Raw genomic sequence first — 15,759 nt, 5'->3', positions numbered from 1 at the left:
CTACAGGTCCAGTTCAGATCGGCCGAACTTCTCGCGCAGGAAGCGACTCTGGTCTTCGAGCGCAGCGAGATCTTTCGCGTAGAGCGCGGTACGGATGCGATCACTCTCGGTCTCGAGCAGGTCGAGCTGATCGATCAGTTCGTCCTGGGCCGTCTTCTTCCCTTCGATCCGGCTCCCGATGGCAAAGCTGCGTGGCAGGTTCAGGAAGCGCTGGATCGACGTGGGCAGATAGTCGAGGATCATCTGCTCGACCGTGTGGGCCTGGTCAGCCGCTTCGGAGAGATCCGTCCAGCGGGCGACGACCTGATCGAGGGCGTCCAGGATCCGGGCGAGCCGCGCGGTCGCTTCGTCAGGCAGGCGGCGGTTCTCCGCCGTCATCGATCGCCTCAACACGGCCAGCTGGGCGGCGAGGTCCGCCGCTGACGCCACTCCCCCGTTCCCGTGCAACGGTCCGGGCCGCAGGTCGATCCTGTCGCGCGGTGCGACGAGCGCACCGACGAGGTACATCGCGACGACGACACCGGGCCACAGCGGGCCGAGGCCGACGACGACCTGCGCGCCGAGTGCCGCGAGGCCCAATGCCGAACCGACGATGTTCTTGGTGGAGGCGAGCCACCGCGACACGCTACTGGTACCCACGGATGTCCTGGAATGCGCTCGACAGGTCGCCGTTCAACGCGTCGAAGGCCTGGCCTCCCGTGAGCTTCGCCACACCGGTGAGCTCCTCCACGTTGCCGTTGCCGAAGAGCACGACGTAGGTCGCAATCGAGCGGGTGTCCGCGTCCTGGGCCGCGTAGTACTCCGCGAAGTCCCTCGCCGTGGCCCCGTCGGTGTTCTCGCCGTCGGTCATCAGCACGATCGAGACAAAGGTGTCCGGTCGCTCCGCCTTCTGCTGCCGAGCCAGCGCATAAGCGCGCTCCAGCGAGGCGTAGATGGCCGTGCCACCGTCCGCGGAGAGCCCGTCCGCGACATCACGGATCCGTTGCAAGGCCTCGGTCTTGTCCGCCGCAGGCACGTCGACGATGGTCGGGGTGTCCGGGGCGGTGCTGAACGGGATCAGGGTCACGCGTTCTCGGTTGCGGAACGCTGCGAAACCGCCCGTCGTCGAGGAATCCGCCCCGGCGAGGTTCTTGAGCGCCTGTTGGAGCGCCGTGAGCCGCTCCCCCGCCATCGACCCGGAGGTATCGAGCACGAAGAGCGTCTGTGCGGGCGCACGCACCGTGTCGAGGTACGTCTGGATCAGGGTGTTTGCGACGTCGAGGGTGTTCGGGAATGGCGTCTCGAAAAGGATTCCGGCAGGGAAGGCCGACCCGGTGTCGATCCCGGGAACGCCCGGGCGACGATGGGTCTCCGCCACGATCCTCTTCTGGACGGCGTCCGTGGTCAACCAGGCAGTGAGGCTGTCGAAGAGCGGGCGCTTGCCGGCGTCGGCCGAAGCCAGCAGGGTGAGCGGATAGTCGCTCGTGACGACTCCGTCGGTCGGCCGGATGATAGTGAGCGGTGCGCCCTTGGTGTCGAGGCCGAGGAGCACGGACTCGTAGTTGATGACGCCGTCGACGAGGGTGGGGTCCGCGACGAACTTGTCGGCGAGGAAGCCGGAGGACCCGGCAGTCAGTTTCTGCCCGGCGAAGAACCGGGTCAGCACAGGACTCACCGCCGTGACGTCCGCATCCGTGAGCGCGGTCCCGGTGCCGGACAGGGCCGTTGCGACGGCGACCAGGGCACTGAACCCGGAATTCGAAGCCGCGGGATTGGTCATGCCGTAGGTGAACTTGCCGTCGGCGGCTGCGGCGGCGAGGTCAGCCCAGGTCGGCGGGGCGGTGTCCCAGCCCAGCCGGGCCGCCACCGCCGGCCGGAGTCCGAGGACGACCGGTGAGCTCATGATCTTGACACTCGAGGACACGGCCCGGGCCGCACCGGGAAGCAGCGACAGGTAGCGGTTGTTCGGGAACCACGTCGCGTCATAACGACCGGTGGCACGACCGGATGCCACGAGTTCCGTTCCGGCGAGGGTGCCGGTGTAGTCGAAGACGACCCGGATTCCCAGGTCGGCTGCCGCAGACTCCAGGATGGGAGCCATGTCCTTGACCTCGCTGCCCGCAAGGACCCGAAGAGTCGTGGCGTCGTTGGGCAGGCCGTCCTGCTCGTTCGGCTGCGTAACCGTGCAGCCGGCCAGCACCAGCGCCGTGACCGTGGCCAGGCCGAGGGTCTTCAGGAGGCGGCGCATGCTCAGTGGGCTTCCGGCCGGGCTCGCTCGAGGTATGCGGTTGCCTCGGTCAGTCTGGCCTGCAGGGTGTCGACCGTCTGGGCCATCGTCGCGACGGCCTTGAGCTTGTAGCTGTCCAGGGCGTCCATGGTCTCGTAGATGTTCTGGAAGGCCGTTTCCAATGAGTCGAGGCTGATGGTGGCGGATGCCGACTGCTCGCTGATGGCGACCGACTGGGTCTTGAGCATCTGCGAGGTCGATACGATCAGGTTCGAGGTCGTCGTGTTCAAGGCGGTGATCTGGTCGAGGACGAGCTTCTGGTTGGCCAGTGCCTGTGCGACGATCACTGCCGTGCGCAGGGCGGAGATGGTCGTCGTCGTTGCCCGCTCAACGCCCTTGATGAGTTCCGCGTTGTTCTTTCGCACGACGTCGAGGGCGAGGTACCCCTGGGCGCTCACGGCGAGCTGGGTCAGCAGGTCCTGGTGTTTCTGGCGGATCGTGAAGAGGAGATCGCTCGTGAGCGCGTCCGCCCTGGCCGGGTCGGTCGTCCTGACCGTGTCGATCTGTTCCACGAGCTGGGCGTCGAGTGCGCTCGTGAGCAGGGCGTACTCCTGCAGGCGATTCATCGTCTCCCAGAGCCGCACTTTCTCCCCCTCTACGGCGGCGTTGTCCTTGAGGAGGGCGTCCTGGCCGTTCTGGAGCGAGTGGATGATCTTGTTGAGCTGGCTCTGTGCGGAGGCGTACCTGGCGAAATAGCTGCGGAGCTTGTCCCGGAAGGGGATCAGGTTCAGGAGCAACTGGGCGACCCCGCCATCGGCCCTGGACGGGTCGAGGTCCTCGATCGTGCCGCGCAGTTCGACAAGGGTGCTGGCAACGCGCCGTTGCGCGTCGGCCTCGTCGCCTTTCCCGCGCGCGGCGGCCAGCGCCGCGACCGGGCGCTGGAGCATCCGGTTGCTGACCTCGGACGCGGCCCGGATCTCGTCCCTGCCCATCTGGGCGACGTCTGAGATCTTCTTCTGGAATTCCGGGGCCGAAGGGTCGAGGTCGATGAGGTCGGCGACGAAGGCTCGTGCGCGTCCGGCGAGTTCCTCGGTGCGGGCATCGTTGACCGGCATCATCGCGCTGGCCTGGGTGCCGCCGATGTCCGGGACCGGGTTCGGGGGCACGAGCACCAGCCCGGTGTCGACGCGCGGTGCCTTCGTCGCGGCAGTGGCCGGCCTTTCGCCCGGTGTGGGAGTGCTCAGATCGAGGGATGCGTCTGCCATGGTGCTCCTTGGTCTCCGGTGGATCGTTCAGCAGGTGGTGCGTTCAATGAGTGTTGTCGGGTCATTTGTCCACGTTCGCGTCCGGCGACGCCAGGGGCGTGTCGTAGCGTCCGCTGATGGTCGTGATCATCGACTCGAGCGTCTCGTAGCTGGGCGGGTCGATGACGTTGACGGGGCTTGCCGGCGCCGTGAGGCCATTGTCGGCGAGTGCTGCCGTGAACACGGCCGGGTCGGCCGGCCGGAACCCGTATTGCGCCGCGAGCCGGGCAAGGCGGGGGTCGGACTGGAGGAGCTCGCCGACCCGGTTTCCCTGATCGGAAAGAGGCACAACGGTGTGCTTCGAGAGCACGGTCGGATCCGGATACATCAGGACCATGTCGGGGGTAATGGCGCTGCGGCCCGTGGCGCTCATCTGTCGGCCGAGGAATTGCGCCTCATAGATCATCACGAGGGGTTTGGACCCGATTCCCTGGGACAGATAGTCCTCGAACGGAGCCTCAGACGAGGAGGCCGAGAAGCCCTGCTCGAGGAAGAGCGCAGCCATCGGGTCGATCACGGCTGTCTCAGCGGCTGCTGAGCTGATGACGCTGTCCCCGTTCGCGACGTAGGATGCGATGGCGAGGTACATCGCCGCGGAGTTCGACTGGCGGATGTCCGTGCTCGAGATCAGGATCGAGCGGGAGCTGTTGTAGTTCGCCGCGGCACCGGGGAGCTGATTCCACCGGGTTCCCGCTGCGACGGCCTTGAGGTATTCAGCGACGTTCAGATGCCAGGTGCCTGCGGCGTCCTGGTTCGCGATCCCCGCGGACTGCAGGAGGGTCACGATCGGCGTGAAGGTCGCGATCGCGAGCGGCGAGTAGAACGGGGAGAACACGCTTCGCGCCCCGGCTTCGCGCCGGATCTTCTCGGCGGCGGGCGCGGAGGACGGGAAAACGAAATCGACGCCGGTGAGGTCGACGGAGGTGGCGATCTGGCGTGATCCCGCCGTGACGACCTCGACGTCGATGCCCTTCTCGGCGAAGACCGCCCGCACGGCCGGATCGTCGAAGAACGGCTTCTTCTCCGAGCCGATGACCCCATGGACGACCGTGAGGTCCGTGGCCCCAGGAGCGGTGCCTGTCGTTCCTCCGAACAGGCGACCACCGACGACGACGACGACCACGCCGACGATGAGCACGCCCGCGAGGACGAGCCCGATCACACGCTTGACTGTGGCGCTCATTCGATGGCTACCGTCTGGATTCGGTGGTACGACGTTGTGCAGGACATCTGCACTGCAGACAATAGGTCATCAGGGGTAAATCTTGGTGAACGCAGGCTTGGTGAACTTAGGCGCTGACCGGCCGTTGCTGGTGTGGGATCCGAGAATTCAGCCGGGAACGGGCGGGTCATCCGCGGGGTGCTGGTGGGTGACCATGCCGAATTCGTTGACCGGTTCGAATGCGTCCCTGTCCCATGCCCCCGGATGGGGCACCGGACAGTTCAGGATCGTGTCGTGTGCGCCGTGCACGATCGTGTGTTCACTCATGGCATGGCCGCACACGGGACACGGCGCTGTGTTGTCCTGCATCATGCGGCCAGCATAGATCCAATCCGGTTGATGTGAGCCGAATTTCGGAGCTCGAATTCTGAGCATGAATTCTGAGCATGAATGGGGCCGGCGTCGCTGGCCCCCGGGATCCTCAGGCCTCGCCGAACCCGGATTCCAGGAGAGCGGCGAGAGCGTCGACCGCCGCAGCCGCGCCGTCACCGGTTGCCGAGAGTTCGACCCGTGCGCCACGCGTCAATCCGAGGCCCATGATGGCCAGCAAGCTCGCGGCATCCCTGCCGTTGACCGTGACCGGGACGCCGAGCGTGGCGGCGAGAGTCACGAACTCCGCGGCGGGACGGGCGTGCAGACCGTCCGCGTTGATCAGGGTCACCGTCCGCGTCACCGTCGAGTCGTCCCCGGCCGGGCCGGACTGGGTATCGGTGGCCGGCACCGGTGCTTGTACCGAAGCCCCGCCGGAGTGCGGTGCCCCGGCCGACCGGGCCGCAGACTCCACGGCGGGCAGGTCGCCGCCGATCTGCGCGGCGACGGCGGCGGCGACGGCGCCCTCGACCAGAGGTGCGTCGACGATGACGACCCGGGATCTGGTCTCATCGTCGAGGAAATCGAGCGCTGATTCCGCGGTCAGGATTGCCGAGCCGAGGTCGCAGAGCACCACGACTCCCCTGCCGGCCTCCGCCGCCTCGATGCCCGCCGCCACTTTGGCGAAACTCGTCCCGATCCGGTCGTCGTCCGTTCCGCCTGCCGGGAGCATGCGCACGGTCGGCGCCATCTGGCGGGCGAGATCGACGAGGCCCTTCGCGATCAGCGAGCTGTGCGACACGAAGACGAGGCCGACGAGTGCGCCGGGGGCGGTGGGCGTCGAATCATTCATCGGCGACCCGCTCGGCGGTCTCGGCTGCCGCACGGAGGAGCAGGGCGCTGGACTGGGCGCCCGGATCACGATGTCCGATCGCACGTTCCCCGAGATAGCTCGCGCGTCCCTTGTGGGCGACGAGCGGCTCGGTTGCGACGGCGCCGGCCTCCGCGGCATCCGCGGCCTCGACGAGGATGGCCACGGGGCTCGCTCCGGCGCGCTCCGCGGCCGCTGCGGCGTCCACGGCCGGCGTCCAGGCGTCGACCATGGTCTTGTCGCCGCTGGCCGCCTTGCCCCGGAGCACGATTCCGTCGCGAGCCGCCGTCAGCAGTGCAACGACGGCGGCACCGTCCAGGTCGGGCTTTCCCGCTACGGCGACGGCGGCCTTCAGGAACGCCGTGCCGTAGAGGGGGCCTGCCGCGCCGCCCACCGTGGAAATGAGTGTCGTCGCCACCAGTTTGAAGACGTCGCCGGGGACGGAGTCTGCCGGGAGCGTATCGAGTTTGCCCAGCACGGCCTGGAAGCCCCTGTCCATGTTCTCGCCGTGGTCGCCGTCGCCGATGTCCCTGTCAAGGGTGATCAGCTCCACGCGATGGTCGGCGATGACGTCTACACACTGCCGGATCCAGGCTTCAGCCCAGGTGACACTCAGATTCATGGAATCTCCTTCTACCGTCCCCACCGTAGCGCCGCAGTCTGCACCGGCGCATCCCAGAGCTCGGTGAGCTCGTCGTCGAGCTTGAGAACGCTGATGGACATGCCCTGCATTTCCAGGGAGGTGGTGAAATTCCCGACCAGCGTGCGCGTGACGGTGATCCCCTTGGCTGCCAGGACCTCGGCGGCCCTTCGGAAGACGATATAGAGCTCGATCTGGGGGGTTCCGCCCATGCCGTTGACGAGCAGGAGCACTGAGTCCCCGCTCACAAACGGAATGTCCTCCAGAATCGGACCGAGAAGGCGATCGACGATGGCGTCAGCGGGCTCGAGCTTGATCCGTTCCCTGCCGGGCTCGCCGTGGATGCCGATGCCGATCTCGATCTCGTCCTCCGCCAGGGTGAAGCTCGGCTCTCCGGCGTGGGGGACGACACACGGCGTCAGCGCAACGCCCATCGTGCGCACCTGTCCGATGACCTTCTCCGCGACGGCGGCGACGGCGGCGAGGTCGTCGCCGCGTTCGGCCGCCGCCCCGGCGATCTTCTCGACGAGGACCGTCCCGGCGACTCCGCGACGTCCAGCCGTGTACAGCGAGTCCTTCACGGCGACGTCGTCGTTGACGATGACCGTGCGGACCTCGATGCCCTCGGCGAGGGCAAGGTCGGCAGCCGTCTCGAAATTGAGCACGTCACCGGTGTAGTTCTTCACGATGTGCAGCACGCCGGCACCGCCGTTGACCGCCTGCGTCGCCGCGAAGATGGGATCAGGGGTCGGCGAGGTGAAGACCGCACCGGGCACGGCGGCGTCGAGCATGCCGACGCCGACGAATCCGCCGTGCAGCGGCTCGTGGCCGCTTCCGCCTCCGCTGACCAGGCCCACCTTGCCGGACACCGGGGCGTCGGCGCGGACGATGAACGTGGGGTCACTGGATACGCGCACGATGTCTCCGTGCGCGGCCGCGAACCCGGCCACTGCCTCATCGACAACGTTCTTGGGATCATTGACGAGCTTTTTCATGACTCTTCCTTCGGGTCGGATGGTGATGATCGGTCGGCGTCGCAGCTCCCGGACGATACGGAGCTGTCCTTAACCTACGCGCACGAAGGCGGCGAGGTAAGGGACGAACCACGCCTCTACCTGCCTATTTCGCTCGGGATACCAGCGCGCTATGGTGTTGCCAGTCGCTCACCGCGACCAGGCTGTTCAGCGCTCGAGCCCTACCAAGGAAGGTCAACGTGGACAATATTGGAGTCGTATTCTTGTCGGAGGTCGTGGGCACCGCGATGCTCGTCCTCCTCGGTACCGGTGTCGTAGCCAACGTCGCCCTGGCCAAGAACAAAGGTCTCGGCGGCGGCTTCCTGATGGTCACCATCGGATGGGGTTTCGCCGTCTTCTCCGGCGTTATCGTGGCATACAACTCAGGTGCGCACCTCAACCCCGCCGTCACCCTCGGCCTCGTCGCATCCGGTGCGACCGAATTCGGCTCCGGGGTTCCGGTGAACTTCCTGTCCGTGCTCGTCTACATCGCCGCACAGCTCCTCGGCGCCATCATCGGCGCCGTGTTCTGCTGGCTGGCGTACAAGCAGCACTTCGACCAGGAACCGAACCCGGCCAACAAGCTCGGCGTCTTCTCGACCGGTCCGGCCATCCGCTCCTACGGCTGGAACCTGGTCACGGAGATCATCGGCACCTTCGTGCTGGTCTTCGTCGTGATCGCCTTCGGCGGCGGTCGCCAGGGCACGTCCGGTGGTCTCGCGGCCCTCGGCGCCCTTCCGGTGGCCCTGCTCGTGATCGTGATCGGCACTTCGCTCGGTGGGCCGACCGGGTACGCGATCAACCCGGCCCGTGACCTGGGGCCGCGCATCGCGCACTTCATCCTGCCGATCAAGGGCAAGGGTTCCTCGGACTGGTCGTACTCCTGGGTGCCGGTCGTCGGCCCCATCATCGGCGGCGTCCTCGCAGGATGGGCCTCGTACGCTCTTCTGCCCATTCTCGCCTAGTGCATCGGCCGACCGGCCGGTCCCCCACCGGGACCGGCCGGTCGGCTTCTGCATGTGAATCGCTCCTCAGCCCGTCAGCTAGTGAGCTAGTCAGTCAGTATCAGCACGAGTCAGAAAAATACAAGGAGGTATTCCATGGCCCAATACGTCATCGCCATCGACCAGGGCACCACGAGCTCCCGGGCGATCATCTTCGACAAGGCCGGGTCGATCGTCTCGACCGGCCAGCTCGAGCACGAACAGATCTTCCCCCAGGCAGGCTGGGTCGAGCACGACCCGATGGAGATCTGGAACAACACCCGCGAGGTCATCGGCCAGGCGCTGTCCAAAGCGAACCTGACCCGGCACGACATCGTCGCCGTCGGCATCACCAACCAGCGCGAGACCGCCGTGGTCTGGGACCGCACCACCGGGCTCCCCGTCTACAACGCGATCGTCTGGCAGGACACCCGTACCCAGCCCATCGTCGACCGCCTCGCTGCCGACGGCGGCGTCGAGCGCTTCAAGAAGCAGGTCGGACTGCCGCTCGCCACGTACTTCTCGGGCACGAAGATCGTCTGGATCCTCGAGAACGTCGAGGGCGCCAGGGCCAAGGCGGATGCCGGCGAGCTGATGTTCGGCACGACGGACTCCTGGGTGCTCTGGAACCTCACCGGCGGCCTCGAGGGCGGCGTGCACGCGACCGACGTCACCAACGCGAGCCGCACGATGTTCATGGACCTCGAGACCCTGCAGTGGGACGACGACATCCTCGCCGCGTTCGACGTGCCGCGGTCGATGCTCCCCGAGATCCGTTCCTCCTCCGAGGTCTACGGCATCGCGAGCGGCCACAGCCTGCTGCGAGAGACCCCGATCTCGGGCATCCTCGGCGACCAGCAGGCCGCGACGTTCGGTCAGGCCGCTTTCGACGCGGGTGAGGCGAAGAACACCTACGGCACCGGTAACTTCCTGATCTTCAACACCGGCACCGAGATCGTGCACTCGAAGAACGGCCTCCTCACGACCCTCGGCTACAAGCTCGGCGACGCGGAACCGCACTACGCACTCGAGGGATCGATCGCCGTCACCGGAGCGCTCGTGCAGTGGCTGCGCGACAACCTCGGCATGATCAGTTCATCCGAAGAGGTCGAGACTCTCGCAAAGTCCGTCGACGACAACGGCGGCGCCTACTTCGTGCCGGCGTTCTCGGGGCTGTTCGCGCCGTACTGGCGCTCGGACGCCCGCGGCGCCCTCGTCGGGCTGACCCGGTTCGTGAACAAGGGCCACATCGCCCGTGCAGCACTCGAGGCGACCGCGTTCCAGACCAGGGAGGTGATCGACGCGGTCAACGCCGACTCCGGGGTTCCGCTCACCGAGATCAAGGTCGACGGCGGCATGATTGCCAATAACACGCTCATGCAGTTCCAGGCCGATATCCTCGGCGTGCCCGTCGTCCGGCCCGTCGTCGCGGAGACCACGGCGCTCGGTGCGGCATACGCCGCGGGGCTCGCAGTGGGCTTCTGGAGCGACCTCGACGAACTCCGCGCCAACTGGCAGGAAGACAGCCGCTGGACCCCGCAGATGACCGTCGCAGAGCGCGACCGGCAGCTGCGTAACTGGAAGAAGGCCGTCACGAAGACCTTCGGCTGGGTCGACGAGGACGTGCTCTAAGAAGAACACCTCACCGTTTCGACGGAGATTTTGGCGCTGTCGAAATCTCCGTCGAACCGGTTGGAGGCTCGCTGTTCGGGCCTGGCGGCTACGCGCGACTGGCGGTGACCCATTCGGCCAGTTTCGCCGCGGCCGCCCCGGAGTCGATGGATTCCGCTGCCACGGCCAGCTTGTCGCGGAAACGGTCGAGAATGCTCGACTGCGCGGACACCGGATTCTTCGCGAGATCGAAGGCGACGAGTCCGGCCGCCGCATTGAGGAGCACGATGTCCCGCACGGCGCCCGCCTGCCCGGCGAGGGTCTGGTGCACCACTTCCGCGTTATGTGCCGGGTCTCCGCCGACGAGTTCGCTCATCGAGGCGCGGCGGATGCCGAGATCGCGCGGGTCGATGTCGTGTTCGGTCACGAGACCCCTCGACACCTCCCAGACATGACTGTGGCCGGTCGTCGTGAGCTCGTCGAGTCCGTCGTCGCCGCGAAACACCAGCGCCGCCGCTCCCCGGGTCTGGAAGACGCCGACGATGAGCGGAACCCGGTCGAGGCCCGCCACGCCGACGGCGGAGGCCTCCGGGCGAGCCGGGTTGCAGAGCGGCCCGAGGTAGTTGAAGACGGTCGGGATCCCCAGTTCGGACCTGACCGCTCCGGCGTGCCGGAAACCGGGATGGAACGCGGCGGCGTATGCGAAAGTGATTCCCGTCGCCTCGAGGATCGCCGCGACCTTCGCCGCTGACAGGGTGAGGTCGATCCCGAGGGCCGACAGGACGTCAGATGCCCCCGATGCCGAACTCGCCGCCCTGTTCCCATGCTTGATGACCGGAACGCCCGCGCCGGCACAGACGATCGACGCCATCGTCGAAATGTTGACAGTGCCGAAACGGTCGCCGCCGGTGCCGACGATGTCGAGGGCCATCGGGTTGACCGGGAGGGCGACGGCGTGGTCGAGGATGGCGTCCCGGAAGCCGACGATCTCATCGACGGTCTCGCCCTTGGCGCGCAGGGCGACGAGGAACCCGGCGATCTGGGCCGGCGTCGCGTTGCCCTGCATCACCTGTTCCATGCTCCACGCCGCGTCGGACACGCTCAGGTCCTCCCCATTGAGCAGGGCGCTGAGGACATTGGGCCAGGACTGGATATCGAGCATGAACCCGATCTTAAGCGAATCCGCTGCCGGGTTCCGAATCTGCCCCAGCGGCGCTTTCGTTCCAATCTGGTCACCTTTTGGGCAAATGACCTACCCGCATCCGCATGGTGCGCACCGCCGCTGCGAAATCGGCCATAATGGACGAGTGACGAGCCCTTCGATAACTTATTCAGCCACAGCGCCCGTGGTAAATCGGCCCAACAGCGTTGCTGTCGGCACCATCGTGTGGCTGGGCAGCGAAGTCATGTTCTTCGCCGGCCTGTTCGCCATCTACTTCACGCTGCGGTCGACCTCGCCGGAACTGTGGCAGTTCGAGGCCGAGAAGCACAATTTCCCCTACGCGCTCGTGAACACCCTGATCCTCGTCTCCTCGTCGATCACATGCCAGTTCGGCGTGTTCGCCGCTGAGCGTCTCCAGGCCCGCTCAACGGGCTGGAAGCCCAGCCAGTGGGGCATGGTCGAGTGGTTCTTCCTGACCTACGCCCTCGGCGCCGTCTTCGTATCCGGGCAGATCTGGGAGTACGCCACCCTCGTCTCCGAGGGTGTTTCGCTGCAGAGCAACGCATACGGTTCGGCGTTCTATCTCACCACCGGCTTCCACGGCATCCACGTCACCGCCGGCCTGATCGCCTTCCTCCTCGTGATCGGCCGCGGGTTCGCGGTCAAGAACTTCGGTCACAAGGAGGCGACGAGCGCCATCGTCGTCTCGTACTACTGGCACTTCGTCGATGTCGTCTGGATCGGCCTCTTCCTCGTCATTTACGTCCTCAAATAGAGATCCGGAGCGGACACCTCAGAATGACCACGACCAACACCCCCAAGCCGGCCCGCGTGCGCAAATCCGGCCGCCGCAGCCCACTTGCCAGTGTCGCCCTGATCGCCATCGGACTGCTCTTCACCGGCGGCGCCTATGCGCTGTTCAGCACGAGCACCGCGAGCGCCCAGACCGATGCCTCGTCTCAGCAGACCATCGGAGAAGGCCAGAAGCTGTTCGCGAGCAACTGCGCCACCTGCCACGGCCTCGGCGCCGCCGGAACCGGATCGGGGCCCAGCCTCATCGGTGTCGGTGCGGCCTCCGTCGACTTCCAAGTCGGCACCGGCCGGATGCCCATGCAGATGGACGGTCCTCAGGCAGAGAAGAAGGCCGTCTCGTTCACGGAAGAACAGATCGCAGCCCTCGCCGCCTACGTCGCCTCCCTCGCCCCCGGACCGGCCGTCCCCGATGCGCGCTACCTCGACGCACAGGGCGACTCCTCGAAGGGCGCAGAGCTCTTCCGCATCAACTGCGCCATGTGCCACAACGTCGCGGGCGCCGGAGGTGCCCTCACCCAGGGTAAGTTCGCCCCCGCACTCGACGGTGTCTCCGCCCAGCACATCTACGAGGCCATGATCACGGGACCGCAGAGCATGCCGGTCTTCAACGACATGAACATCTCCCCGGAGAGCAAGCGCGACATCATCACCTACCTCAAGTACCTCGAGAACAACCCGTCCCCGGGCGGCTACGCCCTCGGCTCGCTCGGCCCCGTTTCCGAAGGACTGTTCCTCTGGATCTTCGGACTCGGCGCGATCGTCGGGTTGACGGTGTGGATCACCGCGAAATCGAACTGACCCGCATCCGAACAGGGCGCGGAATCAGAAGCATGCAGCAGACACACCTGCTCGGCACACAACTGCACGACACACAGCAGACAAAGGAGCACAATGGCCACGGACGATAACAGCGGGAAGGACCTCACCGCTGCTGACTCCGGCGCCGGGCACAACCCCGCAAACGCCGGCACGGCCGTTGTCGTGCGCGACGCCGTGGACAACCCCGGATTCCCGCCGCACCGCCCCCGCGTCACAGACCTGAACCCGAGCGCCGAACGCCGTGCCGAGCGCACGGTCTACACGCTCTTCTACCTGTCGATCGTCGGCAGCGTCTTTGCGATCGCCGCGTACATGGCGTTCCCGATCGTGGACACCGACCCGGGTTCCGTGCGGCTGAACAACCTCTTCATCGGCCTCGGCCTGGCCCTCGCGTTGCTGGCGATCGGCATCGGCGCCGTCCACTGGGGCAAGGCCCTGATGAGCGACCACGAAGGCATCGACGTCAGGCACCCTGTCCGCGGCTCGGAGGAGACCAGGGCGCGGGCCGTCGAGATCTTCGCCGAGGCCAACGAGGAGTCCGGGATCGGACGCCGAAGCCTCATCCGCAACAGCCTGATCGGTGCGCTCATCGCCTTCCCCCTTCCCGCGGTCGTTCTCTTCCGTGGCCTCGGTCCGATGAACGAGAACCCCTCTGAGTTGCTCAGCCACACGATGTGGACGAAGGGGACCCGGCTGGCGATCGACCCGACCGGCACGCCGATCAAGGCGTCCGATGTCACCCTCGGCTCCGCATTCCACGTCATTCCGGAGGGTCTGCAGGACCTCCCGAGCGGTCGTCTGGAAGAGAAGGCCAAGGCCGCCGTGCTGCTGATGCGGCTCAAGCCCGAGGACCTCAACGAGCTCCCCGAGCGTGCAGGCTGGTCGTACGACGGCATCGTCGCGTACTCCAAGATCTGCACCCATGTCGGCTGCCCCGTGGCCCTCTACGAACAGCAGACCCACCACCTGCTCTGCCCGTGCCACCAGTCACAGTTCGACGTATCGAACCACTGCGAGGTCATCTTCGGGCCGGCCAAGCGGCCGCTCCCCCAGCTGCCCATCGCGGTAGACTCTGAGGGCTACCTCATTGCGCAGAGCGATTTCACTGAACCCGTCGGACCGAGTTTCTGGGAGCGGCATTGAGTATCACGAAAACGACCACAGGCGTGGTCGAGACGACGAAGAGCAACGGCGGCTTCACGGGCGCGGCGGCGAATTACATCGACGAGCGCACGAGCATCTCCACCGCGGTGAAGGAACTCGGCCGGAAGATCTTCCCCGACCACTGGTCATTCCTCCTCGGTGAGGTCGCCCTCTACAGTTTCGTCATCATCCTGCTGTCCGGGACGTTCCTGACGTTCTTCTTCAGCGCTTCGATGGCCCCCGTCCACTACGAGGGCTCCTACGTTCCGCTCAAGGGCGTCGAAATGTCTGCGGCGATGTCCTCGTCGCTCAACATTTCCTTCGACGTCCGCGGCGGCCTCCTGATGCGCCAGGTACACCACTGGGCGGCGCTGCTGTTCGTGGCGTCGATCGGCCTGCACATGCTCCGGATCTACTTCACGGGCGCGTTCCGCAAGCCCCGTGAACTCAACTGGGTCATCGGCTTCATCCTCTTCATCCTCGCGATGGCCGAGGGTTTCACCGGTTACTCCCTCCCCGACGACCTGCTGTCCGGCAACGGCCTGCGCATCATCGACGGAATGGTCAAGGGCATCCCGCTGGTCGGAACCTGGATCTCCTTCCTCCTCTTCGGCGGAGAGTTCCCCGGCGAGGCGATCGTAGGACGGCTGTACTCGCTGCATATCCTGCTGCTGCCGGCGATCATCATCGCCCTCATCGCAATGCACCTGCTCTTCGTCGTCGTGCACAAGCACACCCAGTACCCCGGTGCCGGGCGTACGAACAAGAACGTCGTGGGCTATCCGGTTCTCCCGGTGTACGCCGCCAAGGCCGGTGGATTCTTCTTCATCGTCTTCGGTGTCGTGATGTTGATGGCGTCGCTGTTCACGATCAACCCGATCTGGAACTACGGCCCCTATGACCCCTCCCCGGTCTCGGCCGGCACCCAGCCCGACTGGTACATCGGCTTTGCCGATGGGGCGCTGCGCCTGATTCCGCCGGGGCTCGAGTTCGTCTGGCTCGACCGCACCTGGTCGTTCAATATCCTGATCCCGCTGACGACCCTGGGACTCTTCATCCTCGTGGTGCTGATCTACCCGTTCATCGAGGCCTGGGTGACCGGAGACAAGCGCGAGCACCACATCCTCGACCGTCCGCGCAACGCCCCGACCCGCACCGCCATCGGTGCGGCGGGCGTCACGTTCTACGCGGCTCTCTGGGCGACGGCGTCTTCGGACATCATTGCGACGCACTTCCACGTGACCATGGAGGGCGTCATCCATACGATGCAGTTCCTCACCATCGTGGGCCCGTTCATCGCGTTCTTCGTCGCCAAGCGGGTCTGCCTCGCACTTCAGAAGAAGGATCGCGAGATCGTCCTGCACGGCTACGAATCCGGCCGGATCGTGCGTCTGCCCGGCGGCGAGTACATCGAGGTGCACCAGCCCGTCGACGAGTACGAGCGCTGGAAGCTCGTGAGCTATTCCGACTACAAGCCCCTGATGATCCGCCCGAACGACCAGGGCAGGATCACGGCCGGCCAGCGCGTGCGCGGCGGACTCTCCCGCTGGTTCTTCGAGGATCGGATCGTTCCGGTCACCACGACGGAACTCGAGCAGAGCCATGGGGATCACCACTAACAAGCGGTCCCACCTTCACCACAACACAACATGAACAGATCGGG

At 66.1% G+C, this 15,759-nt stretch carries 15 protein-coding genes; 6 read left to right on the top strand and 9 right to left on the bottom strand.

Annotated elements, in window-relative coordinates; all coding sequences use genetic code 11:
- The 8 genes from QN350_RS01240 to dhaK form a co-directional block, all read right to left on the bottom strand.
- On the bottom strand, window positions 1–639 hold the full coding sequence (locus QN350_RS01240; RefSeq protein ID WP_322139877.1) for a hypothetical protein: 639 nt from the start codon (window positions 637–639) through the stop codon (window positions 1–3).
- Window positions 626–2,227, bottom strand: a complete 1,602-nt coding sequence (locus tag QN350_RS01235) for a VWA domain-containing protein (RefSeq protein ID WP_322139876.1) — start codon at window positions 2,225–2,227, stop codon at window positions 626–628. Before QN350_RS01235 ends, QN350_RS01240 begins: the two co-directional genes overlap by 14 nt.
- 2 nt (window positions 2,228–2,229) lie before the next feature.
- A complete protein-coding gene (locus tag QN350_RS01230; RefSeq protein ID WP_322139875.1) occupies window positions 2,230–3,471 on the bottom strand; it encodes a toxic anion resistance protein in 1,242 nt (413 codons plus the stop codon).
- Window positions 3,472–3,532: 61 nt separating this feature from the next.
- Window positions 3,533–4,693, bottom strand: coding sequence for a hypothetical protein (locus tag QN350_RS01225; RefSeq protein WP_322139874.1), 1,161 nt, complete (start codon window positions 4,691–4,693; stop codon window positions 3,533–3,535).
- 147 nt (window positions 4,694–4,840) lie between these two features.
- Window positions 4,841–4,999 carry a hypothetical protein gene (locus QN350_RS01220; protein ID WP_322139873.1) on the bottom strand — a complete coding sequence of 53 codons (159 nt, stop codon included), beginning with the start codon at window positions 4,997–4,999 and terminating at the stop codon, window positions 4,841–4,843.
- 154 nt (window positions 5,000–5,153) lie between these two features.
- Complete coding sequence (gene dhaM / locus QN350_RS01215) at window positions 5,154–5,894, bottom strand: dihydroxyacetone kinase phosphoryl donor subunit DhaM (protein WP_323515630.1); 741 nt, start codon at window positions 5,892–5,894, stop codon at window positions 5,154–5,156.
- Window positions 5,887–6,534: a dihydroxyacetone kinase subunit DhaL gene (dhaL, locus tag QN350_RS01210; RefSeq protein WP_322139871.1), complete on the bottom strand. Its 648-nt coding sequence runs from the start codon at window positions 6,532–6,534 to the stop codon at window positions 5,887–5,889. Before dhaL ends, dhaM begins: the two co-directional genes overlap by 8 nt.
- 11 nt (window positions 6,535–6,545) lie before the next feature.
- Window positions 6,546–7,547 carry a dihydroxyacetone kinase subunit DhaK gene (gene dhaK / locus QN350_RS01205; protein WP_322139870.1) on the bottom strand — a complete coding sequence of 334 codons (1,002 nt, stop codon included), beginning with the start codon at window positions 7,545–7,547 and terminating at the stop codon, window positions 6,546–6,548.
- Window positions 7,548–7,765: 218 nt separating this feature from the next.
- Here dhaK and QN350_RS01200 point away from each other — a divergent pair, with 218 nt between their 5' ends.
- Window positions 7,766–8,530 (top strand): MIP/aquaporin family protein, encoded by a 765-nt coding sequence (locus QN350_RS01200; protein ID WP_322139869.1) that lies wholly within the window; start codon window positions 7,766–7,768, stop codon window positions 8,528–8,530.
- 135 nt (window positions 8,531–8,665) lie between these two features.
- The gene (gene glpK / locus QN350_RS01195) at window positions 8,666–10,180 is read left to right on the top strand and encodes a glycerol kinase GlpK (RefSeq protein WP_323515628.1); all 1,515 of its coding nucleotides are present in this window, start codon (window positions 8,666–8,668) and stop codon (window positions 10,178–10,180) included.
- An 88-nt stretch (window positions 10,181–10,268) separates the two neighbouring features.
- Here the strand turns inward: glpK and trpD are convergent, their stop codons facing one another.
- Complete coding sequence (trpD, locus tag QN350_RS01190) at window positions 10,269–11,321, bottom strand: anthranilate phosphoribosyltransferase (RefSeq protein ID WP_322139867.1); 1,053 nt, start codon at window positions 11,319–11,321, stop codon at window positions 10,269–10,271.
- Between the two features lie 85 nt (window positions 11,322–11,406).
- Here trpD and QN350_RS01185 point away from each other — a divergent pair, with 85 nt between their 5' ends.
- From QN350_RS01185 to QN350_RS01170, 4 genes are all read left to right on the top strand, one after another.
- Window positions 11,407–12,096, top strand: coding sequence for a heme-copper oxidase subunit III (locus tag QN350_RS01185; RefSeq protein WP_322139866.1), 690 nt, complete (start codon window positions 11,407–11,409; stop codon window positions 12,094–12,096).
- Between the two features lie 23 nt (window positions 12,097–12,119).
- Window positions 12,120–12,932, top strand: coding sequence for a cytochrome c (locus QN350_RS01180; RefSeq protein WP_322139865.1), 813 nt, complete (start codon window positions 12,120–12,122; stop codon window positions 12,930–12,932).
- Between the two features lie 93 nt (window positions 12,933–13,025).
- Window positions 13,026–14,096, top strand: coding sequence for a ubiquinol-cytochrome c reductase iron-sulfur subunit (locus tag QN350_RS01175; protein WP_322139864.1), 1,071 nt, complete (start codon window positions 13,026–13,028; stop codon window positions 14,094–14,096).
- The gene (locus QN350_RS01170) at window positions 14,093–15,715 is read left to right on the top strand and encodes a cytochrome b (protein WP_416173039.1); all 1,623 of its coding nucleotides are present in this window, start codon (window positions 14,093–14,095) and stop codon (window positions 15,713–15,715) included. The genes QN350_RS01175 and QN350_RS01170 overlap by 4 nt, the downstream gene beginning before the upstream one ends.
- Window positions 15,716–15,759: the final 44 nt, after the last annotated feature.

The organism is Cryobacterium sp. 10I5 (assembly GCF_035019865.1).
Taxonomy (GTDB): Bacteria; Actinomycetota; Actinomycetes; order Actinomycetales; family Microbacteriaceae; genus Cryobacterium; species Cryobacterium breve_A.
The sequence above is the reverse complement of the archived record's forward strand: the minus strand, read 5'-3'. Positions and strand labels throughout refer to the sequence as shown.